This is a genomic window from Pseudomonas sp. S3_B11, assembly GCF_054667715.1.
Window position 1 is genome coordinate 4,706,909 of sequence record NZ_CP162749.1, and the last position, 26,590, is coordinate 4,733,498.

At 61.2% G+C, this 26,590-nt stretch carries 25 protein-coding genes; 11 read left to right on the plus strand and 14 right to left on the minus strand.

Annotation, left to right across the window (positions count from 1 at the left end):
- Positions 1–143: 143 nt before the first annotated feature.
- The gene (locus AB4O22_RS21265; RefSeq protein WP_003198134.1) at positions 144–854 is read right to left on the minus strand and encodes a tellurite resistance TerB family protein; all 711 of its coding nucleotides are present in this window, start codon (positions 852–854) and stop codon (positions 144–146) included.
- A gap of 182 nt (positions 855–1,036) precedes the next feature.
- Between AB4O22_RS21265 and AB4O22_RS21270 the strand changes: the two genes are divergently transcribed.
- The 9 genes from AB4O22_RS21270 (at position 1,037) to AB4O22_RS21310 (ending at position 10,074) form a co-directional block, all read left to right on the plus strand.
- Complete coding sequence (locus tag AB4O22_RS21270; protein WP_003198132.1) at positions 1,037–1,951, plus strand: LysR family transcriptional regulator; 915 nt, start codon at positions 1,037–1,039, stop codon at positions 1,949–1,951.
- A 193-nt stretch (positions 1,952–2,144) separates the two neighbouring features.
- Positions 2,145–3,602, plus strand: coding sequence for a gamma-aminobutyraldehyde dehydrogenase (locus AB4O22_RS21275; protein WP_003198130.1), 1,458 nt, complete (start codon positions 2,145–2,147; stop codon positions 3,600–3,602).
- 90 nt (positions 3,603–3,692) lie between these two features.
- Positions 3,693–4,844, plus strand: coding sequence for a putative ABC transporter substrate-binding protein YdcS (ydcS, locus tag AB4O22_RS21280; protein WP_003198128.1), 1,152 nt, complete (start codon positions 3,693–3,695; stop codon positions 4,842–4,844).
- Between the two features lie 191 nt (positions 4,845–5,035).
- Positions 5,036–6,073: an ABC transporter ATP-binding protein gene (locus tag AB4O22_RS21285; RefSeq protein ID WP_460097075.1), complete on the plus strand. Its 1,038-nt coding sequence runs from the start codon at positions 5,036–5,038 to the stop codon at positions 6,071–6,073.
- A 1-nt stretch (position 6,074) separates the two neighbouring features.
- Positions 6,075–7,022, plus strand: coding sequence for an ABC transporter permease (locus AB4O22_RS21290; protein ID WP_013692364.1), 948 nt, complete (start codon positions 6,075–6,077; stop codon positions 7,020–7,022).
- Entirely contained in the window at positions 7,012–7,830 is an 819-nt protein-coding gene (locus tag AB4O22_RS21295; RefSeq protein ID WP_460097077.1) for an ABC transporter permease, read from the plus strand. Before AB4O22_RS21290 ends, AB4O22_RS21295 begins: the two co-directional genes overlap by 11 nt.
- Before the next feature lie 147 nt (positions 7,831–7,977).
- Positions 7,978–9,402 (plus strand): gamma-aminobutyraldehyde dehydrogenase, encoded by a 1,425-nt coding sequence (locus tag AB4O22_RS21300; protein WP_460097079.1) that lies wholly within the window; start codon positions 7,978–7,980, stop codon positions 9,400–9,402.
- A gap of 146 nt (positions 9,403–9,548) precedes the next feature.
- Positions 9,549–9,812, plus strand: a complete 264-nt coding sequence (locus AB4O22_RS21305) for a CopG family ribbon-helix-helix protein (RefSeq protein ID WP_003198119.1) — start codon at positions 9,549–9,551, stop codon at positions 9,810–9,812.
- Positions 9,775–10,074 carry a type II toxin-antitoxin system RelE/ParE family toxin gene (locus AB4O22_RS21310; protein ID WP_460097081.1) on the plus strand — a complete coding sequence of 100 codons (300 nt, stop codon included), beginning with the start codon at positions 9,775–9,777 and terminating at the stop codon, positions 10,072–10,074. The genes AB4O22_RS21305 and AB4O22_RS21310 overlap by 38 nt, the downstream gene beginning before the upstream one ends.
- A gap of 45 nt (positions 10,075–10,119) precedes the next feature.
- On the opposite strand, the gene AB4O22_RS21315 is transcribed toward AB4O22_RS21310, so the two are convergent.
- Positions 10,120–10,305: a hypothetical protein gene (locus AB4O22_RS21315; protein ID WP_003198116.1), complete on the minus strand. Its 186-nt coding sequence runs from the start codon at positions 10,303–10,305 to the stop codon at positions 10,120–10,122.
- A gap of 361 nt (positions 10,306–10,666) precedes the next feature.
- On the opposite strand from AB4O22_RS21315, the gene AB4O22_RS21320 reads away from it, so the two are divergent.
- A complete protein-coding gene (locus AB4O22_RS21320; protein WP_460097082.1) occupies positions 10,667–12,295 on the plus strand; it encodes a glucan biosynthesis protein D in 1,629 nt (542 codons plus the stop codon).
- A gap of 202 nt (positions 12,296–12,497) precedes the next feature.
- Here AB4O22_RS21320 and AB4O22_RS21325 read toward each other — a convergent pair whose 3' ends face one another.
- The 3 genes from AB4O22_RS21325 to AB4O22_RS21335 form a co-directional block, all read right to left on the minus strand.
- Complete coding sequence (locus tag AB4O22_RS21325; protein ID WP_214511341.1) at positions 12,498–13,604, minus strand: NADH:flavin oxidoreductase/NADH oxidase; 1,107 nt, start codon at positions 13,602–13,604, stop codon at positions 12,498–12,500.
- Positions 13,605–13,850: 246 nt separating this feature from the next.
- On the minus strand, positions 13,851–15,560 hold the full coding sequence (gene recJ, locus AB4O22_RS21330; RefSeq protein WP_460097084.1) for a single-stranded-DNA-specific exonuclease RecJ: 1,710 nt from the start codon (positions 15,558–15,560) through the stop codon (positions 13,851–13,853).
- Between the two features lie 89 nt (positions 15,561–15,649).
- A complete protein-coding gene (locus AB4O22_RS21335; RefSeq protein ID WP_003198109.1) occupies positions 15,650–16,192 on the minus strand; it encodes a YaeQ family protein in 543 nt (180 codons plus the stop codon).
- A 147-nt stretch (positions 16,193–16,339) separates the two neighbouring features.
- On the opposite strand from AB4O22_RS21335, the gene AB4O22_RS21340 reads away from it, so the two are divergent.
- Positions 16,340–17,539, plus strand: a complete 1,200-nt coding sequence (locus tag AB4O22_RS21340) for a CaiB/BaiF CoA transferase family protein (RefSeq protein WP_460097086.1) — start codon at positions 16,340–16,342, stop codon at positions 17,537–17,539.
- A 395-nt stretch (positions 17,540–17,934) separates the two neighbouring features.
- Here AB4O22_RS21340 and AB4O22_RS21345 read toward each other — a convergent pair whose 3' ends face one another.
- From AB4O22_RS21345 to rimM, 9 genes are all read right to left on the minus strand, one after another.
- Positions 17,935–18,222 (minus strand): DUF3509 domain-containing protein, encoded by a 288-nt coding sequence (locus AB4O22_RS21345; protein WP_003198105.1) that lies wholly within the window; start codon positions 18,220–18,222, stop codon positions 17,935–17,937.
- Between the two features lie 184 nt (positions 18,223–18,406).
- Positions 18,407–19,777: a transporter substrate-binding domain-containing protein gene (locus tag AB4O22_RS21350; RefSeq protein ID WP_460097087.1), complete on the minus strand. Its 1,371-nt coding sequence runs from the start codon at positions 19,775–19,777 to the stop codon at positions 18,407–18,409.
- A gap of 120 nt (positions 19,778–19,897) precedes the next feature.
- Entirely contained in the window at positions 19,898–21,307 is a 1,410-nt protein-coding gene (thrC, locus tag AB4O22_RS21355) for a threonine synthase (RefSeq protein WP_460097088.1), read from the minus strand.
- A gap of 105 nt (positions 21,308–21,412) precedes the next feature.
- Positions 21,413–22,717: a homoserine dehydrogenase gene (locus tag AB4O22_RS21360; RefSeq protein WP_003198098.1), complete on the minus strand. Its 1,305-nt coding sequence runs from the start codon at positions 22,715–22,717 to the stop codon at positions 21,413–21,415.
- A gap of 132 nt (positions 22,718–22,849) precedes the next feature.
- Positions 22,850–23,581 (minus strand): DsbC family protein, encoded by a 732-nt coding sequence (locus AB4O22_RS21365; protein ID WP_063322825.1) that lies wholly within the window; start codon positions 23,579–23,581, stop codon positions 22,850–22,852.
- Between the two features lie 288 nt (positions 23,582–23,869).
- Positions 23,870–24,766 carry a site-specific tyrosine recombinase XerD gene (gene xerD / locus AB4O22_RS21370; protein ID WP_003198093.1) on the minus strand — a complete coding sequence of 299 codons (897 nt, stop codon included), beginning with the start codon at positions 24,764–24,766 and terminating at the stop codon, positions 23,870–23,872.
- Positions 24,767–24,898: 132 nt separating this feature from the next.
- The gene (rplS, locus tag AB4O22_RS21375) at positions 24,899–25,249 is read right to left on the minus strand and encodes a 50S ribosomal protein L19 (RefSeq protein WP_003175895.1); all 351 of its coding nucleotides are present in this window, start codon (positions 25,247–25,249) and stop codon (positions 24,899–24,901) included.
- A gap of 45 nt (positions 25,250–25,294) precedes the next feature.
- Entirely contained in the window at positions 25,295–26,068 is a 774-nt protein-coding gene (trmD, locus tag AB4O22_RS21380) for a tRNA (guanosine(37)-N1)-methyltransferase TrmD (protein ID WP_170845966.1), read from the minus strand.
- Positions 26,050–26,586 carry a ribosome maturation factor RimM gene (rimM, locus tag AB4O22_RS21385; protein ID WP_003198090.1) on the minus strand — a complete coding sequence of 179 codons (537 nt, stop codon included), beginning with the start codon at positions 26,584–26,586 and terminating at the stop codon, positions 26,050–26,052. The genes trmD and rimM overlap by 19 nt, the downstream gene beginning before the upstream one ends.
- Between the last annotated feature and the right edge of the window lie 4 nt (positions 26,587–26,590).

The window sequence follows — 26,590 nt, forward strand, 5'->3', positions numbered from 1 at the left end:
AGGCTCGTAGTTTTCTCAAGATGAGCAATGCCCCCGTGGGAGCGAGCTTGCTCGCGATAGCGGCGTGTCAGACCACGCGGCTGTGACTGACCGAACCCCATCGCGAGCAAGCTCGCTCCCACAGGGAATGAGGTGGGACTGATCTATACAGTCGCCTGGCGCACCTGTTTCTCCAACTCCACCTTTAGCCCCGGCTCCAGCTTGAGTTGGCGCGCCAGTTCATCGAGGTAGGACTTCTCCATGAAGTTTTCCTCGTCCACCAGCATCACGCTGGCGATGTACATTTCCGCTGCCATTTCCGGGGTGCTGGCAGCGCGGGCGACGTCGGTGGGGTCCAGGGGCTTGTTGAGTTCGGCGTGCAGCCAGTGTTGCAGTTCCTGGTCGTTGTCGAGCTTGGTGAATTCGCCTTCGATCAACTGCCGCTCGCGCTCGTCCACATGGCCGTCGGCCTTGGCCGCCGCCACCAGCGCCTTGAGGATCGCCTGGCTGTGCTGCTCGACCTGCGCCGGGGGCACGCGGTCGAGGGTCTGCGGTTCGGTTTTCGGCGCGGTGCCTTGCTGGGCCTGCCAATTGCCGTAGGCCTTGTAGGCGATCACGCCCAAGGCCGCGAGACCACCATAGGCCAGGGCCTTGCCACCGAAGCTGCGGGCTTTCTTGTTGCCCAGCAACAGGCCCATGGCCCCGGCGGCCAGAGCGCCGCCGCCCGCACCGGAAAGCATCCCGCCAAGGTTGCCGGAGCCGCCGAGCAAACCGCCCAGACCGCCGGAGGACTTGCCTTGGGACCCGCCAGCCTTGTTCTGCAACATTTCCTGGCCGGACTTGAGAAGCTGATCGAGCAATCCACGGGTGTTCATTTGTTGTCTCCACATTTCGGGTCAACGTAAGGCCACCAGCCTAGATCGAAAGTGCCCCGGCGCCGTTGGCGAGATTGCTTCCAGATGTTGCCTGGCTCATTCCAAGACACACTCCCCTTCCATTCTAAAAAAACGATATACACTCCAGTACATCGATAAAACCGCCCACCGGATATTCGACCATGATGACCCTGCGCCAGATCCGCCATTTCATCGCCGTGGCCGAAACCGGCTCCATCTCTGCCGCTGCGCAAACGGCGTTCATTTCCCAGTCGACCTTGACCCTGGCCATCCAGCAACTGGAGCAGGAAATCGGCGTCAGCCTGTTCAACCGCCACGCCAAGGGCATGACCCTGACCCATCAGGGTCATCAATTCCTGCGCCAGGCCCATTTGATCCTGGCCACCGTCGACAACGCCAAGCGCAGCCTGCAACAGAGCACCGACCAGGTCGCCGGCCAGGTCACCATCGGCGTCACCAGCCTGGTCGCCGGCTATTACCTGGCGGACCTGCTGACCCGTTTCCAGCGCGCCTATCCCAACGTGGAGATCCGGGTGATGGAGGACGAGCGGCCGTATATCGAGCATTTGCTGGTCAGCGGCGAAATCGACGTCGGGGTGTTGATCCTGTCCAACCTGGAAGACCGCCACGCCTTGCAGACCGAAGTGCTGACGCATTCACCACACCGTTTGTGGCTGCCAGCGCAGCACCCGCTGCTGGAACACGACAGCATCAACCTGGCCGACGTGGCCCGCGAGCCGCTGATCCAGCTGAACGTCGATGAAATGGACCGCAACGCCCAGCGCCTGTGGCGCGGTGCCGGTCTGCAACCCAGGGTCACCCTGCGCACCGCCTCGACCGAAGCGGTGCGCAGCCTGGTGGCGGCAGGCTTGGGGGTGTCGATCCAGCCGGACATGACCTACCGCCCTTGGTCGCTGGAAGGCGACATCATCGAAGCGCGACCGATTGCCGACCTCAACCAGACCCTCGACGTCGGCCTGGCCTGGCGCCGGGGCACGGCGCGACCGGCGTCGGTCGACCCGTTCCTGGCCGTCGCCCGGGAACAACCCCATGGCGGACGAAAGCCATCTATTTAATCGAATACAGCCTTGAGTATTTCGAATTTGTCGGCCTCGGATCTGAGCACTAATCTGACTGCACGCCTCTTTCCTGTGGGAGCGAGCTTGCTCGCGATAGCGGTGGGTCAGGCAACATAGATTCGACTGACAAACCGCTATCGCGAGCAAGCTCGCTCCCACAGGTTCTTTGTTTCAACTGAGACCTATAAAAATGGCTGGTACGCAAACCCCGTTGTGCACCGCGTTGCTGATCGACGGGGAACTGGTTCCCGGTGAAGGCATTGTCGAGCCGATCCTCAACCCGGCCACTGGCGAAGTGGTGGCTCACATCGCCGAGGCCAGTACCGAGCAGGTCGAAGCCGCGATCCTCGCCGCCCACCAGGCCTTCGACGGCTGGTCGCGCACCACACCGCAACAACGCTCTAACCTGCTACTGGACATCGCCAGCGCCATCGAAAAGAACGCCGATGAGCTGGCCCGCCTCGAATCCCTGAACTGCGGCAAGCCGCTGCACCTGGCGCGCCAGGACGACCTCAGTGCGACGGTGGATGTATTCCGTTTCTTCGCTGGCGCCGTGCGCTGCCAGACCGGCCAGCTCAGTGGCGAATACCTGCCCGGCTACACCAGCATGGTGCGCCGCGACCCGATTGGCGTGGTGGCGTCCATTGCACCGTGGAATTACCCGATCATGATGGCCGCGTGGAAAATCGCCCCGGCCCTGGCTGCCGGTAATACGCTGGTGTTCAAGCCGTCGGAACACACACCGCTGTCGATCCTGGCCCTGGCGCCGACACTGGCCCAGATCCTGCCACGGGGCGTGATCAACATCCTCTGCGGGGGCGGCGAAGGTGTGGGCAGCCATCTGGTCAGCCATCCCAAAGTGCGCATGGTCTCGTTGACCGGCGATATCGTCACCGGGCAGAAGATCCTCCAGGCAGCGGCGAAAACCCTCAAGCGCACGCACCTGGAACTGGGCGGCAAGGCGCCGGTGATCGTGTGCAACGACGCCGACATCCAGGCCGTGGTCGAAGGCGTGCGCACCTATGGTTATTACAACGCCGGGCAGGATTGCACGGCGGCGTGTCGGATCTACGCCCAAGGCGCGATTCACGACCGCCTGGTGGCCGAACTCGGCGCGGCGGTCAGCAGCCTGCGCTTTGCCGGCAAGCGCGACGCCGACAATGAGATCGGCCCGCTGATCAGCACCCGCCAGCGCGACCGGGTCGCCAGTTTTGTCGAGCGCGCCCTCGGCCAGCCACACATCGAACGCATTACCGGCGCGGCGGTGCATTCCGGCGCCGGTTTCTACTACCAACCCACGCTGCTGGCCGGCTGCAAGCAAAGCGATGAAATCGTCCAGCGCGAAGTGTTCGGCCCGGTCGTCACCGTGACCCGCTTCGACGAACTCAGCCAGGCGGTGGACTGGGCCAACGATTCCGAATACGGCCTGGCTTCTTCGGTATGGACCCAGAACCTCGACAAGGCCATGCAAGTGGCGGCGCGGCTGCAATACGGCTGCACCTGGATCAACAGCCATTTCATGCTGGTCAGCGAAATGCCCCACGGCGGCCTGAAACGTTCGGGCTACGGCAAAGACCTATCCAGCGATTCGCTCCAGGACTACAGCGTGGTGCGCCACATCATGGCCCGCCACGGCCAGCATCTGTAGATAACAGCACTACTCTAATAACAGGCCATCCATGGCGCTTCACCCTGTTCGAACACTGCCCCGACCATAATTAAAGCAAGAGGGATTTCCATGTACGCGCACAAGACCGTATTGCTCAGTGCAATCACCACGGCGCTGCTGACCAGCGTCAGCCTCCAGGCCGCCGAACCGCTCAAGGCCGTTGGCGCCGGTGAGGGCCAACTGGATATCGTCGCCTGGCCGGGTTACATCGAACGCGGCGAAAGCGACAAGGCCTACGATTGGGTCACCGGTTTCGAGAAGGAAACCGGTTGCAAGGTCAATGTGAAAACTGCTGCTACGTCCGACGAAATGGTCAGCCTGATGACCAAGGGCGGCTACGACCTGGTCACCGCCTCGGGCGACGCCTCGTTGCGGCTGATTGCCGGCAAGCGCGTGCAGCCGATCAACACCGCGCTGATCCCCAACTGGAAAAACCTCGACCCGCGCCTCAAGGATGCACCGTGGTACGTGGTCAACCAGCAGACCTACGGCACCCCGTACCAGTGGGGCCCGAACGTGCTGATGTACAACACCGACGTGTTCAAGCAGGCGCCCGCCAGTTGGAGCGTGCTGTTCAGCGCCCAGAACCTGCCCGACGGCAAGCCGAACAAAGGCCGCGTGCAAGCCTACGATGGCCCGATCTACATCGCCGACGCGGCGCTCTACCTCAAGACCGCCAAGCCTGAGCTGGGCATCAAGGACCCATACCAACTCGACGAAGCCCAGTACAAGGCCGTGTTGGAATTGCTGCGGGCCCAGCAGCCGCTGATCCACCGCTACTGGCACGACACCACCGTGCAGATGAGCGATTTCAAGAACGAAGGCGTGGTGGCCTCCGGCGCCTGGCCATATCAGGTCAACGGCCTGATGAACGAGAAGCAACCGATCGCCTCGACCATTCCGAAAGAAGGCGCCACCGGCTGGGCCGACACCACGATGTTGCACGCCGAGGCCAAGCACCCCAACTGCGCGTACAAGTGGATGGACTGGTCGCTGCAACCGAAAGTCCAGGGTGACGTGGCGGCGTGGTTCGGCTCGTTGCCGGCGGTGCCCGCGGCGTGCAAGGGCAGCGAACTGCTGGGCGCCGAAGGCTGCAAGACCAACGGTTTCGATCAGTTCGACAAGATCGCCTTCTGGAAAACCCCACAGGCCGAGGGCGGCAAGTTCGTGCCGTACAGCCGCTGGACCCAGGACTACATTGCGATCATGGGCGGGCGCTAAGCCCAATCAGTCGGTGTAGTTCACTGTGTGGGAGCAAGGCTTGCCCGCGATGAAGATGATGCGGTCTCCTGGGGAACCGAGGCGCCTGTATCGCGAGCAAGCTTTGCTCCCATAGCGTTGCTCTCACAGGTCTGGTGCACGGCAACCCACCCACGATCCAATAGAAGTCGCACTTTTTGGAGCCCCGCACCATGACGCTTGCAGTCCAATTCACCCAGGTATCCCGTCAGTTCGGCGATGTGAAGGCCGTTGACCGGGTTTGCATCGACATCCAGGACGGCGAGTTCTTTTCCATGCTGGGCCCGTCCGGTTCGGGCAAGACCACCTGCCTGCGACTGATCGCCGGGTTCGAACAACCCAGTGCCGGATCGATCCGCATCCACGGCGAAGAGGCCACCGGGCTTGCGCCGTACCAACGGGACGTCAACACGGTGTTCCAGGATTACGCCCTCTTCCCCCATATGAACGTGCGCGACAACGTGGCCTACGGTCTGAAAGTCAAAGGCGTCGCCAAGGCCGAGCGCATCCAGCGCGCTGACGAAGCGCTGGAGATGGTTGCCCTGGGCGGCTACGGCGAACGCAAGCCGGTGCAGCTCTCCGGCGGCCAGCGCCAACGCGTGGCCTTGGCCCGCGCGCTGGTCAATCGCCCGCGGGTGTTGCTGCTCGATGAACCCTTGGGCGCCCTCGACCTGAAGCTGCGTGAGCAAATGCAGGGCGAATTGAAGAAGCTGCAACGCCAGTTGGGCATCACCTTCATTTTCGTCACCCACGACCAGACCGAAGCGCTGTCGATGTCCGACCGCGTGGCGGTGTTCAACAAGGGCCGCATCGAACAAGTCGATACCCCACGCAACCTGTACATGAAACCGGCGACCACCTTCGTCGCCGAATTCGTCGGCACCTCCAACGTGATCCGTGGCGAGCTGGCCCGGGAACTGATCGGTTATCCACAACCGTTCTCGATTCGCCCGGAACACGTGCGTTTCGCCGAAGGTCCGTTGGCCAGTGGTGAGATCGAAGTCCACGGCCTGCTGCACGACATCCAGTACCAGGGCAGCGCCACACGCTACGAGTTGAAACTTGCCAACGGCCAGACCCTGAACCTCAGCCAGGCCAACACCCAGTGGCTCGACAACACAGCCCAGCACCAGACCGGCCAGCACCTGAGCGTACGCTGGGCGCGGGAGGCGATGGTCGCGCTGCACGACACTGTCAGTGGCGAGGTGTGAGATGAACACCTTGGCCATCGCTCAAACGCCCACACCCGGTTCACCGTTGCGACGATTTTCCAACCTGCTGTACCGGCGCCCCAACCTGTACCTGTCGATGTTGCTGGTGCCACCGCTGATCTGGTTCGGCGCGATCTACCTGGGCTCGCTGCTGACCTTGCTGTGGCAGGGTTTCTACACCTTCGACGACTTCACCATGGCGGTCACGCCGGACCTGACCCTGGCGAATTTCGCGGCGCTGTTCCAGCCGTCGAACTTCGACATCATTTTGCGCACCCTGAGCATGGCGATAGCGGTGTCCATCGCCAGCGCCATCGTCGCATTCCCGATTGCCTACTACATGGCGCGCTACACCAGTGGCAAGACCAAGGCGTTTTTCTACATCGCGGTGATGCTGCCGATGTGGGCCAGCTATATCGTCAAGGCCTATGCCTGGACGCTGCTGCTGGCCAAGGGTGGCGTGGCGCAGTGGTTCGTCCAGCACCTGGGCCTGGGGCCGGTGTTGCAGTTCGTGCTGGGAATCCCGGGCGTGGGTGGCAGCACCTTGTCCACCTCACACCTGGGGCGTTTTCTGGTATTCGTCTACATCTGGCTGCCGTTCATGATCCTGCCGATCCAGGCGTCCCTGGAGCGTCTGCCGCCATCGCTGCTGCAAGCCTCGGCAGACCTGGGCGCCAGGCCACACCAGACGTTCATGCAGGTGATCCTGCCACTGTCGATCCCCGGCATCGCCGCCGGCTCGATCTTCACCTTCTCGCTGACCCTGGGGGATTTCATCGTGCCGCAACTGGTGGGCCCGCCGGGCTACTTCGTCGGCAGCATGGTCTACGCCCAGCAAGGCGCCATCGGCAACATGCCCATGGCCGCGGCGTTCACCCTGGTGCCCATCGTGCTGATCGCCATCTACCTGTCTATCGTCAAGCGCCTGGGGGCTTTCGATGCACTCTGACTCTCAAGACCGGGCCTCGTGGGGCTTGCGGATCGCGGCGTGGGGCGGGCTGGTGTTCCTGCATTTCCCGATCCTGATCATCTTCCTCTACGCCTTCAATACCGAGGACGCCGCGTTCAGCTTCCCGCCCAAGGGCCTGACCCTGAAGTGGTTCAGCGTCGCCTTCGCGCGCCCGGATGTGCTGGAGGCGATCAAGCTGTCGTTGCAGATCGCAGCCATCGCCACGCTGATCGCCATGGTGCTTGGCACCCTGGCCTCGGCGGCGCTGTACCGTCGGGATTTCTTCGGCAAGCAAGGCATTTCGCTGATGCTGATCCTGCCGATTGCCTTGCCGGGCATCATCACCGGCATTGCGCTGCTGGCGACCTTCAAGACCCTTGGCATCGAGCCCGGCATGTTCACCATCGTCGTGGGCCATGCAACGTTCTGCGTGGTGATCGTCTACAACAACGTCATCGCCCGCCTGCGCCGTACCTCCCACAGCCTGATCGAGGCTTCGATGGACCTGGGGGCCGACGGTTGGCAGACCTTTCGCTACATCATCTTGCCCAACCTCGGCTCGGCGTTGCTGGCCGGCGGGATGCTGGCGTTTGCGCTGTCATTCGACGAGATCATCGTCACCACCTTCACCGCCGGCCACGAACGCACGCTGCCGCTGTGGCTGCTCAACCAACTCAGCCGCCCTCGCGATGTACCAGTGACCAACGTGGTGGCAATGCTGGTGATGATGGTCACGATGTTGCCTATATTGGGCGCGTATTACCTGACCCGAGGCGGTGAGAGCGTGGCCGGTAGCGGCGGGAAGTAGAAGGGCTTTTTGTGGGAGCGAGCTTGCTCGCGATGACTGACAAATATTCAACACAGATGTCGACTGTAAGACCGTTATCGCGAGCAAGCTCGCTCCCACAGGGATCGGTTCCAGCAGACACAAGACTGCTTCGATGAGGACAATGCTATGCAAACCAAACTGCTGATCAACGGCCACCTGGTGAACGGCGAAGGCCCTGGCCAAGCGGTGTTCAACCCGGCGCTGGGCCGGGTGCTGGTGGAAATCAATGAAGCCAGCGAGGCCCAGGTCGATGCCGCCGTGCGCGCCGCCGACACCGCCTTCGAGTCTTGGTCGCAAGTGCCGCCCAAGGACCGTTCGCTGTTGCTGCTCAAGCTGGCCGATGCCATCGAAGCCCACGGCGAGGAACTGGCGAAGCTGGAGTCGGACAACTGCGGCAAACCCTTGAGCGCCGCACTGAATGACGAGATCCCGGCGATTGCTGACGTGTTCCGTTTCTTTGCCGGCGCCAGCCGCTGCATGAGTGGTTCGGCGGGCGGTGAATACCTGCCGGGGCATACCTCGATGATCCGCCGCGACCCGGTGGGCGTCATCGCCTCCATCGCGCCGTGGAACTACCCGTTGATGATGGTCGCCTGGAAAATCGCCCCGGCCCTGGCCGCCGGTAATACCGTGGTGCTCAAGCCATCGGAGCAGACTCCGCTGACCGCGCTGCGCCTGGCAGAACTGGCGTCGGAAATTTTCCCAGCAGGCGTGCTCAACGTGATATTCGGTCGTGGGCAAACCGTCGGCAACCCGCTGGTCACCCACCCGAAAGTGCGCATGGTGTCGCTGACCGGCTCCATCGCCACCGGCTCGAACATCATTTCCAGCACGTCCGACAGCGTCAAGCGCATGCATATGGAGCTGGGCGGCAAGGCCCCGGTGATCATTTTCGACGACGCCGACATTGACGCGGCCGTGGAAGGCATCCGTACCTTCGGTTTCTACAACGCCGGCCAGGACTGCACCGCCGCCTGCCGCATCTATGCCCAGCAAGGCATCTACGACCAGTTCGTCGAGAAGCTCGGCGCCGCGGTGGGCAGTATCAAGTACGGCACGCAAACCGCGCCAGACACCGAGATGGGCCCACTGATCACCGCCCAGCACCGCGACCGCGTGGCCGGTTTTGTCGAACGAGCCATTGCCCAGCCGCATATTCGCCTGATCACCGGCGGTAAGGCCGTGGACGGCAACGGGTTCTTCTTCGAGCCGACGGTGTTGGCCGACGCCCAGCAGGATGACGAAATCGTCCGTCGGGAAGTCTTCGGGCCTGTGGTGTCCGTCACGCCGTTCCTCGACGAGGCACAAGTGCTGGCGTGGGCCAACGATTCGGACTACGGCCTGGCCTCATCGGTATGGACCGCCGACATCGGCCGAGCCCATCGTCTGTCGGCACGCCTGCAATATGGCTGCACCTGGGTGAATACCCACTTCATGCTCGTCAGCGAAATGCCCCATGGCGGTCAGAAACGTTCCGGCTATGGCAAGGACATGTCCATGTATGGACTGGAGGATTACACGGTAGTGCGGCATGTGATGTTCAAGCATTGACGACAAGACAACCTTGGCAACACATGCCTGCGCTTGCCCTGCGTTCGTCCTGCTAAGGTTTTCGTCGATCGGTGCACGCTCGCCGGTTGACGGAAATCCTGGCAGCACCTAGGGTGTCTACAACGTATACACCCTGGAGATCAGCCATGGCCTCGCCCGTTTTGTCCTTTCGTGTGGAAGAAGGTCTGGCCCAACAGCTGGACTTGCTGGCTGCCGCCACCGACCGCGACCGTCAGTATCACCTCAAGCGTGCATTGGTCCGATATGTGGAGGCCGAATCCTGGCATCTGCAAGCCATCAGCGAAGGCATAGCCGATGCCGACGCTGGAAACCTGACCGATCTGGACGCCGTGAAGGCTAAGTGGGCAAAACGTGCCGAGCATCGTACTGACCGACAAAGCACAGAGTGACCTCGACTCGATCCACGAACATTACCAAAGCGCCATCGGTGCAGAAGGCGCCGATGATGTCATCAGCGCCATCCTGGAGACACTGCGCCAACTGCAACGCTTTCCCGGCTCGGGGCGTCCGTCAGTCGCTCCTGATATTCGAGAGCTGGTACTGACGCGCCACCCATTCGTAGCCCCCTACCGGCTCAAGCATGGACAACTGCAGGTCCTGCGGATACTGCACCAGCGCACCGAACGCCTCCAGGACTGGTCGGTGGAGTGATGTAGGCCGGTGCTCCCCGCCCCGGCCGCTCACCTGCGCCACGCTTCAAAACCGCGAAACACTGCGCATCGCATCCACCAGATAGCGCATGGCGATGCGGTCGTTTTCCGACAACTCCCGATAGCGCTCCACCAGTCTCAATTCTTCCAGGCTGAGCCGGCGTGTCCTGCGCGGGTTGGTCAGGCCTGGAAAGATCCCCAGCATTTCGGTAATGCCCTGTATTTTTGTCATGAGTTGTCCTTCTTTACGTCGAGGTTGACCTGATAGCGCCGTCTGAATCCGGGCCAGATCGCCTATCACGCTAAAGAATAGGGAGGATTCAAAGCGTGAAAAGGGAGTTTTAGAGTAATTAGTCAAAAAAAGTCGGAATCGACATAAAAAAAGAAATAACTGTAAGAAAATTTGACCAAGCCATGCTTTCCTTTCTCTCAAAGCCCTTATTTCCCCTATGATTTTGCCCCTCGGTGAACCGATCCAGCTCTCAGGCATCTGTTCTAACGTTCGTCGCGTTTGGCCAATGGCATGTCCGAACTCCCTTATCAGTCTCTGTTGCCAGGATCGGCTCGGGACTGTTTCGAGAAAGGTTGTATTTATGCACCGCAGGAATCTGCTCAAGGCCTCCATGGCCTTCGCCGCCTACACTGGGCTATCGGCCTCCGGACTCATGGCCGCACGCGCCTGGGCCGCCGATCAGACCGCCGACGGCGAAGCCCGTCCTTTCGACTTCAACGGTTTGAAAGATCAAGCCCGGCGGCTGGCCGAGAGCCGCTATGTCGACACCAAGCAAGTCCTGCCAGAAACCTTGGCCCAGATGTCGCCGTTGCAGTTCAACGCCATCCAGTACGACGTCAACCACTCGCTGTGGAATGACCTCGACGGGAGGCAACTGGACGCGCAGTTCTTCCATGTTGGCATGGGCTTCAAGCAGCCGGTGCGCATGTACAGCGTCGATCCGAAGACGCGTATGGCCCGTGAGGTGCACTTCCGCCCGGAACTGTTCAACTATCAGAAAACCACGGTCAACACCGCGCAATTGAAGGGTGACCTGGGTTTCGCCGGCTTCCGCGTCTTCAAGGCGCCGGAGCTGGACCGGCACGACATCGTTTCGTTTCTGGGGGCCAGCTACTTCCGCGCCGTGGATGCCAGCGGCCAGTACGGGCTGTCAGCCCGCGGCCTGGCCATCGACACCTATGCGAAGAAGCGTGAGGAGTTCCCGGACTTCACCAAGTTCTGGTTCGAAACCCCGGAAAAGAACAGCACCCGGTTCGTGGTCTATGCCCTGCTCGACTCCCCCAGCGCCACCGGTGCCTATCGGTTTGACATCGATTGCCAGCCGACCCGGGTGGTGATGGAGATCGACGCGCACATCAATGCCCGTACCGCCATCGATCAACTGGGTATCGCGCCCATGACCAGCATGTTCAGCTGTGGCACCGTCGAACGGCGCATGTGCGACACCATTCACCCGCAAATCCACGATTCCGACCGGCTGGCCATGTGGCGCGGCAATGGCGAATGGGTGTGCCGTCCGTTGAACAACCCCGCCACCCTGCAATTCAACGCCTTCGCCGACAAGGACCCGAAAGGTTTCGGCCTGGTACAGACCGACCACGACTTTGCCAGCTACCAGGACACCGTGGACTGGTACAGCAAGCGCCCAAGCCTGTGGGTCGAACCGACGACGGCCTGGGGCGAAGGCTCGGTCGACCTGCTGGAGATTCCTACCACCGGCGAAACCCTGGACAACATTGTCGCGTTCTGGACGCCGAAAAAACCGGTGGCCGCCGGCGACTCGCTGAACTATGGCTACAAGCTCTACTGGAGCGCGCTGCCGCCAGTCAGCACGGACCTGGCCCACGTCGACGCCACCCGCTCAGGCATGGGCGGTTTCATCGAAGGCTGGGCCCCGGGCGAGCATTACCCGACCGTCTGGGCCCGTCGTTTTGCCGTGGACTTCAGCGGCGGCGGCCTCGACCAACTGCCGCCGGGCACCGGCATCGAACCGGTGGTGACCTGTTCCCACGGTGAAGTGAAAGACTTCAACGTGCTGGTGATGGATGCAATCAAGGGCTACCGCATCACCTTCGACTGGTACCCGACCGACGACAGTGTGGAGCCGGTGCAGATGCGCCTGTTCATTCGCACCAAGGACCGCACCTTGAGCGAGACCTGGTTGTACCAGTACTTCCCGCCAGCGCCGGATAAGCGCAAATATCCCTGAGCCCTGCTGCGTCAGGGATGACGCCTTCGCGAGCAGGCTCGCTCCCACATTGAGCCTTGTTGTGAACGCTATCCACGCCACACAACAGATCCACTGTGGGAGCGAGCCTGCTCGCGATGAGGCCGGTACAAGCACCAATTTTTTTCAAACAAACAAAAAGCCCCGGCCAATGACGACCGGGGCTTTTTGTTTTACCAAGCACTCAATCGCGCAAATCCGACTCATGAATCGGCTGGTCCCGATGCGTTGCCCGCTGGTACTGCGCCGGCCACGTGGCCTTGCGGCCGCCCAGGTCATCATCGGCATGCAGGGCCCAGTACGGATCGCGCAACAATTCGCGGGCCAGGAAGATGATATCGGCCTGGCAGGTGCGCAGGATGTGTTCGGCCTGGGCCGGTTCGGTGATCATGCCGACGGTGCCGGTGGCGATTTCCGACTCCTTGCGCACTCGCTCGGCAAAGCGCGTCTGGTAACCCGGGCCGGTGGGGATTTCCGCATTGGCGGCCGTGCCACCCGATGACACGTCGATCAAATCCACCCCCAGGGCCCTGAATCGCCGCGCCAGCTCCACGGTTTCGTCCGGGTTCCACCCGTCCTCGACCCAATCGGTGGCGGAGACGCGAACGAACACCGGCAGCTCTTCAGGCCATACGGCCCGCACCGCCTCGGTGACTTGCAGCACCAGGCGGATGCGATTCTCGAACGAGCCGCCGTATTGATCGCGGCGCTGATTGCTCAACGGCGACAGGAACTGATGCAGCAGATAACCATGGGCCGCGTGGACCTCGACCACTTTGAAGCCGGCCGTGAGGGCGCGCTTGGCCGAATCCACGAAGGCCTGGATCACACCGGCGATCTGTCCTTCGTCCAACTGCACCGGCGGGGTGTGTTGCGGGTCGAAGGCAATCGGCGACGGGCCGACCGGAACCCAGCCGCCGTCCGCCGGTTTTACGCTGCCATGCTTGCCCAGCCAGGGTCGCCAGGTGCTGGCCTTGCGTCCGGCATGGGCCAGTTGTATGCCCGGCACGGCCCCTTGGGCGGTGATGAACCGGGTGATGCGTTGCAAGGGTTCGATCTGTTCATCATTCCACAGCCCCAGGTCCTGGGCAGTGATGCGACCGTCGGCGGTGACGGCGGTGGCTTCGGTGAACACCAGGCCGGCACCGCCCACGGCACGGCTGCCCAAATGCACCAGATGCCAATCGTTGGCCAGGCCATCGGTGCTCGAATACTGGCACATCGGCGATACCGCGATGCGATTGGGCAGGGTCAATTGGCGAAGGGTATAGGGTTCCAGCAGCAGACTCATGGGGCACCTCTCGAATCAGTGGGCAGGCTCCAGGGTTCTGTTTGAAAAGTCGACGAGTGACAAAAGGTGCAACACCCGCCCCCGCGGGCAAAAAATTCGACAAGACGTCACAAGGGCTATCAAGCAGTGCTTAGAGCCTAGTCGACAACCCGCAAGGACGGAGGGTTCAGAACTTAAAAACCGACGGTGTGGCGCACTGCAGTTCACTTAAGGCGACCCTCGCCACAAAGGCCGACGGCGTATCGACTACCGCGGCTCGATATGGGCAATCATCAACTGCACCGTTTCCTGGCCGCGGAACTCGTTGAGGTCGAGCTTGTAGGCCAGTTCCACCCAGCGCACCGTAGGGTTGGGCCAGATCTCGCGGTCGATGCCAAAGGCGATGCCATCGAGCTTCACCGAACCGCACTCGCTCTTGAGGATGACCTTCAGGTGCCGTTCGCCCACCACGCGCTGTTCGACCAACTGGAACAGGCCGTGGAACATCGGCTCAGGAAAATGCTGGCCCCAGGGGCCGGCGTGGCGCAGTGCCCGGGCCAGTTCCAGGTGGAACTCCTCCACCGCCAGGGTGCCATCCGACAATAGCCGGCCGGTCAGGTCTTCTTCGCGCAATTGCCGGCGCACTTCCGCGTCGAACGCTTCGGCGAACAACGGAAAATTAGCCTCCGGCAGCGTCAGCCCCGCCGCCATGGCGTGACCGCCGTACTTGCTGATCAGGGTGGGATGCTGCGCCGCCACCACGCTCAGCGCATCGCGAATGTGAAAGCCTGGCACCGAGCGACCCGAGCCCTTGAGCAAGCCGTCCCCGGCATCGGCAAAAGCAATGGTCGGACGAAAATAGCGCTCTTTCATCCGCGAGGCGAGAATGCCGATGACCCCTTGGTGCCACTGCGGATCGAACAGGCACAAACCGAATGGCATCGACTCCACCGGCAGGTCCTTGAGCTGGGCCAGGGCTTCGCGCTGCATGCCCTGCTCGATGGACTTGCGGTCCTGGTTCATGCCGTCCAGTTGCGCCGCCATCTCCCGCGCCAGGGCCGGATCGTCGGTGAACAGGCATTCGATGCCCAGGCTCATGTCGTCCAGGCGCCCTGCCGCATTCAGACGCGGCCCGAGGATAAAACCAAGGTCGGTGGAGGTAATCCGTGAAGCATCGCGCTTGGCCACTTCCAGGATTGCCTTGATGCCGGGCCGGGCACGTCCGGCGCGAATCCGTTCCAGGCCCTGGTGCACCAGGATCCGGTTATTCGCGTCCAGGGGCACCACGTCGGCCACGCTGCCCAGGGCCACCAGGTCGAGCAATTCGCCGATGTTCGGCTGAGGTGTGCTGGCATACCAGCCCAGGCTGCGCAGACGCGCCCGCAGGGCCATCAGCACATAAAAAATGACGCCGACACCGGCCAAGGCCTTGCTCGGAAACTCGCAGCCCGGCTGGTTCGGATTGACAATGGCATCGGCTGCCGGCAGCTCGAGGCCGGGCAAGTGGTGGTCGGTGACCAGCACCTGAAGTCCCGCCGCTTTCGCCGCCGCCACGCCTTCCACGCTGGAAATACCGTTATCCACAGTGATCAGCAACTGCGGTTCGCGAGCCAGGGCGACTTCGACGATTTCCGGGGTCAGCCCGTAGCCATATTCGAAGCGATTGGGCACCAGGTAATCGACATGGGCCGCACCGAGCAGGCGCAGCCCGAGCATGCCCACGGTGCTGGCGGTCGCGCCATCGGCATCGAAGTCGCCCACGATCAGGATGCGCTGGCGTTGCTCCAGCGCCGTCACCAGCAGATCCACCGCGGCGTCGATCCCCTTGAGCTGCTGGAAGGGAATCAAGCGCGCCAGACTCTTGTCCAGTTCAGCCTCGGACTGCACGCCACGCGCTGCGTACAGGCGGGTCAACAGGGGCGGCAGGTCACCGAGGAATGGCAGGGTGTCGGGCAGTTGGCGGGGTTCTATGCGCATGGGGTGACAAAGTTTTCTCTGGAAATCGTGAAGATTGTGGCAAGGAGAGCTCGCTCCCACAATGGCTCATTCAATACCGGGTCAATGGCTCAACCACGCTCGCCCAGCAACCATTGCAGCTGGACTTCATGCTGGCCACGGTCGTCGGTCACGAAAATCGTGCCCTCGCTGATCATCACATCCCACTTGATCACCCGGGGCATGTCCTGGGCCAGGGTTTCTAGCACTTCCTGGGGCACCGCGGCGATGTTGACGTTTTTCAGGTTCTTGACCGCCGGGATCACCTTGCCTTCCCAGACCCGCAGGCTGCCGTAAGCCAGCAGGCTGGTGCGCTCGGTCCGGCGCGAGCACCAGGTCAGGCGATCGGCATCCGGCTGGCCGACTTCGATCCAGTGCAGCACACGGTCATCCAGGCTTTTTTCCCACAGCGCAGGCTCGTCGACGTCTGACAGACCACGACCAAACGCCAGCAGCTCGTTGTACCAGAACGCGTAGGCCAGCAGACGCACGGTCATGCGCTCTTCGGTTTCCGAAGGGTGGCGGGCGATTGTCTGCTTCACATTCTCATACACATTGCGGTCGAGATCGGTGAGGTTCAGTTCAAACTTGTAAGTCGTGGACGGCTGGGCCATGAACGGGCTTCTTGATACGAGGAAAGGCGGCAAGTCTAACCGATGACGCGGGCAATCCACGAATTGCCGACCATCAACCTGCGGCGACTGACCTTGGCCTATGATAAAACGCTCTATTCGTTCTGCCTTTGTCCTACAGGATCTGTCATGTCGCTTACTGCCAAACCCCTTGCCGGTGTCAAAGTCATCGAACTCGGCACCTTGATCGCCGGGCCCTTCGCCTCGCGCATCTGCGGTGAATTCGGTGCCGAAGTCATCAAGGTCGAATCGCCCGACGGCGGCGACCCCCTGCGCAAGTGGCGCAAGCTGTACGAAGGCACCTCGCTGTGGTGGTTCGTCCAGGCTCGCAACAAGAAGTCCCTGACCTTGAACCTCAAGCACCCTGAAGGCCTGGCGATCCTGAAAAAACTGATTGGCGAAGCCGATATCCTGATCGAGAATTTCCGCCCCGGCGTACTGGAAAAGCTCGGCCTGGGCTGGGATGTATTGCACGCACTGAACCCGAAACTGGTGATGGTGCGGCTTTCGGGCTTCGGCCAGACCGGGCCGATGAAAGATCAACCGGGGTTTGGTGCGGTGGGCGAGTCCATGGGCGGCCTGCGCTACATCACCGGCTTCGAAGACCGCCCGCCGGTGCGCACCGGGATTTCCATCGGCGACTCCATCGCCGCGCTCTGGGGCGTGATCGGCGCATTGATGGCCCTGCGTCACCGCGAGATCAATGGCGGAACCGGGCAAGTGGTGGACGTGGCCTTGTACGAGGCGATTTTCGCCATGATGGAAAGCATGGTGCCGGAGTTCGACGTGTTCGGCTTCATCCGCGAGCGCACCGGCAATATCATGCCCGGCATCACCCCCTCGTCCATCCACACCAGCGCTGACGGCAAGCACGTGCAGATTGGGGCCAACGGCGACGCGATCTTCAAGCGCTTCATGCAGATCATCGGCCGTGACGACCTGGCCAATGACCCACAACTGGCCAGCAACGATGGCCGTGACAGCCGCCGTGACGAGCTGTACGGCGTCATCGATCGCTGGGTCAACTCGCTGCCGCTCGACAGCGTTATCGACCAACTGAACCAGGCCGGAGTGCCGGCCAGTCGGATCTTCAGCGCCGAGGATATGTTCAGCGACCCGCAGTTCCTGGCCCGTGAAATGTTCCTGCAGGCCAAGTTGCCCGACGGCAAGGCATTCAAGATGCCGGGGATCGTACCGAAACTCTCCGACACCCCGGGCACCTCCGAATGGGTCGGGCCGGCGCTGGGTGAACACAACGCACAAGTGCTCGGCGAACTTGGCTACGATGCACAGCAGATCGCCAAGCTGCGCACCGACGGCGCCATTTGACACTCTGTAGGGGCCAGTCACCGAAGATCAAACTGTGGGAGCGAGCTTGCTCGCGATAGCGTCCGTTCAGTCGACTTGATGTTGACTGGCACACCGCTATCGCGAGCAAGCTCGCTCCCACATTAAACTTGGTTTCATCCGGGAGAATCAGGCCGGCTGTCGGGCCGCCTCGCGAGCAAGCTTTGCTCCCACAACGGCGCCAACACCTGACAAACCACGCTAAAACCACAAAAGCCAGGCAAAAAGAAACCCCGAGAAGTGGGGAGACGACTCGGGGTTAAACGTGACCACTCATGGTCCGTACAACAAGCGACAAGCACCGGAGCACAATGCTCGCTCTTGTTGGTAAAGAGTCTGACTCATCAGAACGTAGGAAGGTTCCCACAAAACCCCAGTCAATTCGCCCCGACCATGACCTTGTCGCGCGCCAGATTGCGCAGCGCCGCAATCACACAGGGCTCCAGGCGCCCCTCGGCAATCAGCACATCGCGATGCAGGCCATCGACCACATCCGTCAACTGACGCTTGTCGGTCAATTGGGCCTGATTGAACACTCGCTCGACCATGATGGCCCCGGAGGCATTCTTCAGCGTCACCAGGCATTCGCCCTTGGCGCCGGAGGGAGTCAGCGTGACCTGATACGGGCTCAAAGCCTCACCCAGCAATAGGCTGATACTTTCCATTCGCTCACCCTTCAATAGTCCGAAAACAACTGCATGTTCACAGTAAGTGACCGTGAGCCGCAGCAGAAAGTTCGTCAGCGCACCGAACCGGCACGCCTTCAACCTGTTCAACCGAGCATGCGCGCCCAATATGACAGGCAAACAACAGCCTTTTCTTGAAGCCTTGGCGTGGTGACGGTCGGCGTCAGGCCATCAACTTGTCACAACGGCGCCACCGACGCCCGGCATCGGTCCAGCCCCCCAGAATGCCGCGCAACTGCCCGTCGGCTCCATAGAAGGGCACCGACCAATGATAGATTTCCCGCAAGCCGCTGCTGAACATCAATTGCCGGTCGACGAACCGAGGCTGGCCGGTGCGCAATTGCTCCATCACCTCCCCATGGAGCAACTCGGCGGTGGCCGGTGGGAATGCCGCCGAATCTGTCAGCCGCGTGCCCCGCAGCTTTTCGAAGCGGGTCGCAAACTGGTCCTCGTAGCTTTTGTTGCACATGATCAGGCGCCCTTCCAGATCCCGGATGAAAATCGGGTCGGGAATGGCATCCATCAAGGCCCGCTGGAGCATCAACTGGTCCTTGAGGATCGCCTCGGCCTTGAGGCGCTGGTCGATCTGTATCTGCAGGCGGCGGTTCCATAGCAGGGACAGGAGGCCGAACACCACGACCACGACCACGCACCAGTAACCCCAGCGGGACACCCGCTCCCAGATCGATGGCGCCCGGACGGGTGTGATACCGGCCACCCATTTGGAACGCAGCGCGCGCATGTCCTTGGCCGGGAAGGCTTCCAGCGCTTTATTCAAGATACCCAGCAGCACGGTCAGGTCTTGGCGTACCGCGAGGTAATCGGGTTCCCACTTGCCCTCCAGGCCCCTGCCTACTTGCAATTGACCCGCCGGATAGAGATGCACCCCGGTTTCATTTTCGATGGTGGCATAGGCTTCCCGGCTCTCGACCAATGCCCGCGCTTCGCCATAGGTCTTGGTCGTGCGCAATTTGATGGCCGGGTAGTCGCGCCTGATCTCCGCTTCCAAGGCATGCCGCGCCGGCAACGCCAGGACCTTCCCTTCCAGCTGCTCCAGCGAATGGAGGATCGACTCTCCGTCACGGCCAACAAATACCCAGCCCGAGCCACCAAATGCATGGCTGAAACTCAGGAAATCCCTGCGTTCGTCATTCATCGCCAGGAGGGTCGTCATGTCGGCTTCGCTGTTTTCCAGCAGCGTCAGCAACTCGCCGGGGGAGAACGACTCCCGATGCACGAACTCGAGGCCCGTCATTTGCGTAATGCGCTGGAGAATGTCGTGGTTCAGGCCGCTCCACTGCCCCAGTTCATCCTTGAACAGGTACAACGGAAACTGCATAGTGGCCACGATGACGCGAGGGTTCTCCTTGACCCACTTCAATTCCTGCGCATCCAATACCAGCCGCTCACCAGGATTGAAGGGCGGCGTTTCGAAAGCCGCCAACTGCGCCGCATTGCCCCCTTGCGCCCAGTACATCAGGGCCAGGCCCATTACCCAGCCCAAGGCTGGCTTGCCTTTGCTAAAAAACGACATCTGCATTTCCTTCGAGATGACTCGCCCGTTCCTCCAAGGGCGAAAACCCGACCAGTTTGGCATGCAGAAACAAGAAAGCCCGTCAGGAGACGGGCTTCAAAATGTGACAGGTTTACGCGCTCAGAGCGGCTTGCCGCGGTTGCCATGCTGGCTGACAAAGGCCTGCACAGCCTTCAAGTCGTTGGGCAACACGGTGCAACGCTCATCTCGCTCAAACAAATCAGAAAGATGTGCAGGTAGTTCAAGCGCTTTTCCTACACCGGCTTTCTCCACGGCTTCCGGGAACTTGACCGGATGCGCCGTGCCCAGGATCACCATCGGGATGTCCAGGCTACGACGGCACTCACGAGCGGCCCTGACACCGATGGCCGTGTGCGGATCGAGCAACTCACCGCTCTGCTCGAACACCTCGGCGATGGTTTCGCAAGTCTGCTCATCGTCCACGGCCAGGGAGTCGAACAACTTGCGGGCTTCGGTCCAGCGCTCAGGCTCGACGCTGAAACCGCCGCCCTGGCGGAAGCTGTCCATCAGGCCGGCAATCGCCGCACCATTGCGACCGTGCAGGTCGAACAGCAGGCGTTCGAAGTTCGACGACACCATGATATCCATCGACGGCGACAGGGTGGCGTGCAGGGTTTCCTTGACGTACTGGTTGCCGCTCATGAAGCGGTGCAGGATGTCGTTGCGGTTGGTGGCGACGATCAATTGATTGATCGGCAGGCCCATGTTGCGCGCCAGGTAGCCGGCGAAGATATCGCCGAAGTTGCCGGTCGGTACCGAGAACGATACGGAGCGAGCTGGGCCGCCCAATTGCAGGGCCGCATGGAAGTAATAAACGATCTGGGCCATGATCCGCGCCCAGTTGATCGAGTTTACCGCCACCAGCCGCGTGCCCTTGAGGAAACTCTGGTCGGCGAAACTGGCCTTGACCATTTCCTGGCAGTCATCGAAGTTGCCTTCGATGGCGATGTTGTGGATGTTATCGCCGAAAATCGTCGTCATCTGCCGACGTTGCACTTCCGAGACCCGGTTGTGCGGGTGCAGGATGAAAATGTCGACGTTCTCGCAATGCTTGCAGCCTTCGATGGCCGCCGAACCGGTGTCGCCAGAAGTCGCACCGACGATCACCACACGCTCGCCACGCTTTTGCAGCACGTAGTCCAGCAGGCGACCGAGCAACTGCAGGGCGAAGTCCTTGAACGCCAGGGTGGGACCGTGGAACAGCTCCATGACCCATTCGTTCCCGTTGAGCTGACGCAGCGGTGCGATGGCGTTGTGGGAAAAGACGCCATAGGTCTCTTCGAGGATTTTCTTGAAATCGGCGTCCGGGATGCTGCCGGTGACGAACGGGCGCATGACCCGGAACGCCAGCTCGTGATACGGCAGGCAGGCCCAGGAAGCGATTTCTTCCTGGGTGAAGCGCGGCAGGTTTTCCGGCACATAGAGACCGCCGTCCGTGGCCAGGCCGGCCAGGAGGACATCTTCGAAATTCAGGGCCGGTGCCTGGCCGCGGGTGCTGATATAGCGCATGGGGCAAACCTTCGGTTTGGGCTTCAAGCGTTGAAGCTGCAGGCGACACACTCAAAGGCAAGTTTGCCTTCGTTCGCAGCCTGCAACTTACCGCTTGCCGCTAAATTAATTCAAATGTTCGACGCGGATACGGACCACCGGGCCAACGACACCCTGGAGCGCTTCCAGCGCCGCAATCGCGTCGTTGATGCGCTGCTCGACCACACGGTGGGTCAGCAGGATCATCGGCACCAGGCCATCGTGTTCCTCGACTTCCTTCTGCATGATCGACTCGATGTTGATGCCGCGTTCCGAAAGGATGCTCGCCACTTGGGCCAGCACACCTGGATGGTCCTTGGCCTGGATGCGCAGGTAGTAGGAGCTTTCGCATGCCTCGATCGGAAGAATCGGGTGAGCCGACAGCGAGTCTGGCTGGAAGGCCAGGTGCGGCACACGGTTTTCCGGGTCCGAGGTCATGGCGCGAACCACGTCCACCAGGTCGGCGATCACCGAAGAGGCAGTCGGCTCCATGCCCGCACCGGCGCCGTAGAACAGCGTCGAGCCGGAGGCGTCGCCGTTGACCATCACCGCGTTCATCACGCCGTTGACGTTGGCGATCAGGCGATCGGCCGGGATCAAGGTCGGGTGCACGCGCAGCTCGATGCCATTGGCGGTGCTGCGTGCCACGCCCAGGTGCTTGATGCGATAGCCCAAGGCTTCGGCGTAGTTCACGTCAGCGGTGGTCAGCTTGGTGATGCCTTCGGTGTAGGCCTTGTCGAACTGCAACGGAATGCCGAACGCAATGGAGGCCAGGATCGTCAGCTTGTGCGCTGCGTCGATGCCTTCCACGTCGAACGTCGGATCAGCCTCTGCGTAGCCCAGGGCCTGGGCTTCGGCGAGCACGTCTTCGAAGGTGCGACCCTTCTCGCGCATCTCGGTGAGGATGAAGTTGCCGGTGCCGTTGATGATCCCCGCGACCCAGTTGATGCGGTTGGCCGACAGGCCTTCGCGGATCGCCTTGATCACCGGGATGCCACCGGCCACGGCGGCTTCGAAAGCCACGATCACGCCCTTCTCGCGGGCCTTGGCGAAAATTTCATTACCGTGAACAGCGATAAGCGCCTTGTTCGCGGTGACCACATGCTTGCCATTCTCGATGGCCTTGAGTACCAGCTCACGGGCAACGGTGTAGCCGCCGACCAGCTCTATGACGATGTCGATCTCAGGGTTCGTGGCCACTTCGAAGACATCGTTGGTAATCGCAATACCGGTCGTCTGGAACTGAGGCTTTGGCGTGCGCATGGCAATTTGTGCCACTTCGATCCCACGCCCGGCACGACGAGCAATTTCCTCGGCGTTGCGCTGAAGTACGTTGAAGGTGCCGCCACCGACGGTACCTAACCCACAGATGCCTACTTTGACCGGATTCACTCTTGACTCCCCATGAAACGGCCGACGCAAGGTCGGCCGTGAAATACAGCCGCGCAGCAACGCGACTTTGTGTTTAACGGCCCGACGAAGGTTTTCGCCGAGCCGTGATCTTCAGAAGCGGATCGCCCATGATCATTTTGCGCCCAGGGCCAGTTTGGCGACTTGTGGCGCCGGCTGGTAGCCCGGAATCACCTGGCCGTCGGCCAAAACGATGGCCGGCGTGCCGTTCACACCAATGGACTGGCCAAGGGCGAACTGCTTGGAAACCGGGTTCTCGCACTTGGCGGCCTTGATTTCCTTGCCATCGACCATTTTGTCCATGGCCGCTTTCTTGTCCTTGGAGCACCAGACCGCCTGCAACTGCTCATCGCCCGGCGAGCCCAGGCCCTGGCGCGGGAACGCAACATAGCGCACTTCGATGCCGCGCTTGTTCAGCTCCGGTACTTCGGCGTGCAGCTTGTGGCAATACGGGCAGGTGGTGTCAGTGAACACGGTGATGTGCGACTTGGTTTCGCCAATCGCCGGATAGACCACGGTTTCAGCGACTGGAATGCCGTTGATCAACTTGGAAATGCCCTGGCGCTCGGTCATCTCGGTGAGATTGACCGGCTTGCCGTCCTTGAGCTCGAACAGGTTGCCCTGGACGATGTACTGACCGTCGGCGCTGGCGTAAAGCACGCGGCTGCCCTTGAGCTTGACCTCATACAGGCCGGCCATGGGGCTGGCCGAGATGGTTTCGATCGGCACTTCGAGCTGAAGGTTTTCCAGGCTCTTGCGGATAGCCTTGTCGGCCGCGTCGTCGGCGATGGCAAAGGTACTGGCCAGCGCAATAGCGGCGGCGGTGAACATCTGGATCAAACGCATGGGGACTCCTGAGGCGAACAAATGAGACGGGAAACGCCGACCCGCAGATTCGGGTTCCAACCGCCCACTGTGCAAACCGGGAAAGCCTACCACATAAGGCCCGCGTGACCGAATGCCGCTGATGCAAGACGCTTTGAAGATCAATGCTGGCTGACACACAGCCATCGCGAGCAAGCTCGCTCCCACACTTTGGTCGGTGCAAGACAGCAATTGCGCATCCACCACCCAATCCCTGTGGGAGCGAGCTTGCTCGCGATGGCGGCAGCACTGACAACATCGCGGCAGGTTTCAGCCGCGCGGATGGTGTTTGGCATGCAGGTCCTGCAGCCGCGCCCGGGCGACGTGGGTGTAGATCTGGGTGGTGGACAGGTCGCTATGGCCGAGCAGCATCTGTACCACCCGCAGGTCGGCGCCGTGGTTGAGCAGGTGCGTGGCGAAGGCATGGCGCAGGGTGTGGGGCGAGAGGGATTTGTTGATCCCGGCCACCTTGGCCTGGTGCTTGATGCGGTGCCAAAAGGTCTGGCGGGTCATCTGCTCGCCGCGCAGGCTGGGGAACAGCACGTCGCTGGGGCGCCCGCCCAGCAGTTCGTGGCGGGCATCGCGCATGTAGCGCTCGACCCAGACGATCGCTTCCTCACCCATCGGCACCAGGCGCTCCTTGCTGCCTTTGCCCATCACCCGCAGCACGCCCTGGCGCAGGTTGACCTGCTCCAGCGTCAAGCTGATCAACTCGGTGACCCGCAGGCCGCAGGCGTACAAGACTTCCAGCATGGCCCGGTCGCGCTGACCGATGGCTTCGCTGAGGTCGGGCGCCGCCAGCAGCGCTTCCACATCGGCTTCCGAGAGGGACTTGGGCAATGGACGTCCCAATTGCGGCATTTCCACGCGCAAGGTCGGGTCCACCGCGATCAGCTTTTCCCGCAGCAAATAGCGATAGAACCCACGCAGGCCGGAGAGAAACCGAGCCGTCGAGCGCGGTTTGTAGTTCTGCTCCAGGCGCCATGCCAAGTGATCGAGGATCAGCTCCCGGCCGGCATTGATCAGTTCCAGGTGGTTTTCCTGCAGCCAACCGTTGAACAGCGCCAGGTCACTGCGATAGGCATCGCGGGTGTTATCGGACAGGCCCTTCTCCAGCCACAGGGCGTCGAGAAACTGGTCTATCAGCGGATGATCGATGGCTGGCATAAAAACTCTTGAAGGATGCGGGCACACACAGCATCAAAATGGCAAATGAAGCTATGCAGGGTGCTCAAAGAGCAAATCGCAGGCAACAAAAAAGCAGCCCGCAGGCTGCTTTTTTTGCATCGGAAGCTGGACTTAAGCCAGTTTTTCCTTGATGCGAGCTGCTTTACCCGACAGGTCACGCAGGTAGTACAGCTTGGCTTTACGTACGTCACCGCGACGCTTGACAGCCATGCTGTCGATTTGCGGGCTGTAGGTCTGGAAAGTACGCTCTACGCCAACACCGTTGGAGATTTTACGAACGGTGAATGCACTGTTCACGCCACGGTTACGCTTGGCGATAACGACGCCTTCGAACGCTTGCAGACGGGAACGGTCGCCTTCCTTCACTTTCACCTGAACGACAATGGTGTCGCCTGGGGCAAAGGTAGGGATTTCTTTGGTCATCTGCTCTGCTTCGAGTGCAAGGATGATTTTGTTAGTCATGCTGTGCTCCTAAGGCAAGTCGTCGGACTCACCATCGATACGTTGTTAACTATCGTCCCGCTCGCGGATGTATTCCTCGAGCAGCTTCTTCTCTTCTCCAGAAAGCGAGCGGCTTTCCAGAAGATCGGCGCGTCGTTCATAGGTCCGACCAAGGGACTGCTGTAAACGCCAACGCCGGATGTGCGCGTGGTTGCCACTTAGCAACACGTCGGGAACACGCTGATCCGCATACACCTCCGGTCGGGTGTAGTGCGGGCAATCCAGCAGACCATCCGTAAAGGAATCTTCCTCAGCGGAATCTGCATGCCCTAAAGCTCCAGGCAGCAGTCGTGTAACCGCATCGATCAGGACCATCGCCGGCAGCTCGCCGCCAGACAGAACATAGTCGCCAATCGACCACTCTTCATCGACATGAGCTTCAATGAAACGCTCGTCAATGCCTTCATAACGGCCGGCAATCAGGATCAATGCATCCGAATTCGCCAGCTCGCGTACCGCCGACTGAGTCAGTTGGCGGCCTTGGGGCGACAGGTAGATCACCTTCGCACCCTCCCCGGCTGCCGTCCTGGCCTGAACCAGCGCATCTTCCAGGGGCTTGATCTTCATCACCATGCCCGGACCACCGCCAAACGGGCGATCGTCCACAGTGTGATGTCGATCCGTGGTGTAGTCCCGCGGATTCCAACAGGTGAGCTGCAACAGCTCCTGTTTCACCGCGCGGCTGGTTATGCCGTACTCGCTGATGGCGGAAAACATCTCGGGAAACAATGTGATGACTTCAACGCGCAAGTTAGCCACGTTTAGAAATCCGCATCCCATTCCACCTTCATCTCGCCTGCGGCAAGGTCGACGGCCAACACGCATTGCTCGGTATAGGGCAACAGGCGTTCGCGATCATCCAGGCTGCCGACGCAAGGCTTGACCACCATGACATCGTTCGAACCAGTCTCGAGCAGGTGATCGATTTTCCCGAGCAATTGCCCGAGGTGGTCGATGACCTTCAGACCCACCAGCTGGTACCAGTAGTACTCGCCGTCGGTCAGCTCAGGGAACAGGTTGCGCGGCACGCAGATCTCATAACCGGCCAGAAGACGCGCTTCTTCACGATCATCGAGATCCTTGAGCTTCGCGACCAGGAACTTGTCGTTCCCGCGTCCGCTGACCAGCTCCACCTGTTTCACGCTACCTTCGCGCTTGAGCGTCCAGGTTTTGTAGTCCAACAGGTTCTTGATCGGATCAGTAAAGGAATACACCTTCACTTCGCCGCGAACGCCATGTACAGAGTAGATCTTGCCGACAACGATCAAATCATCAGCATCTTTTGGCGTCGCGTTCATATTG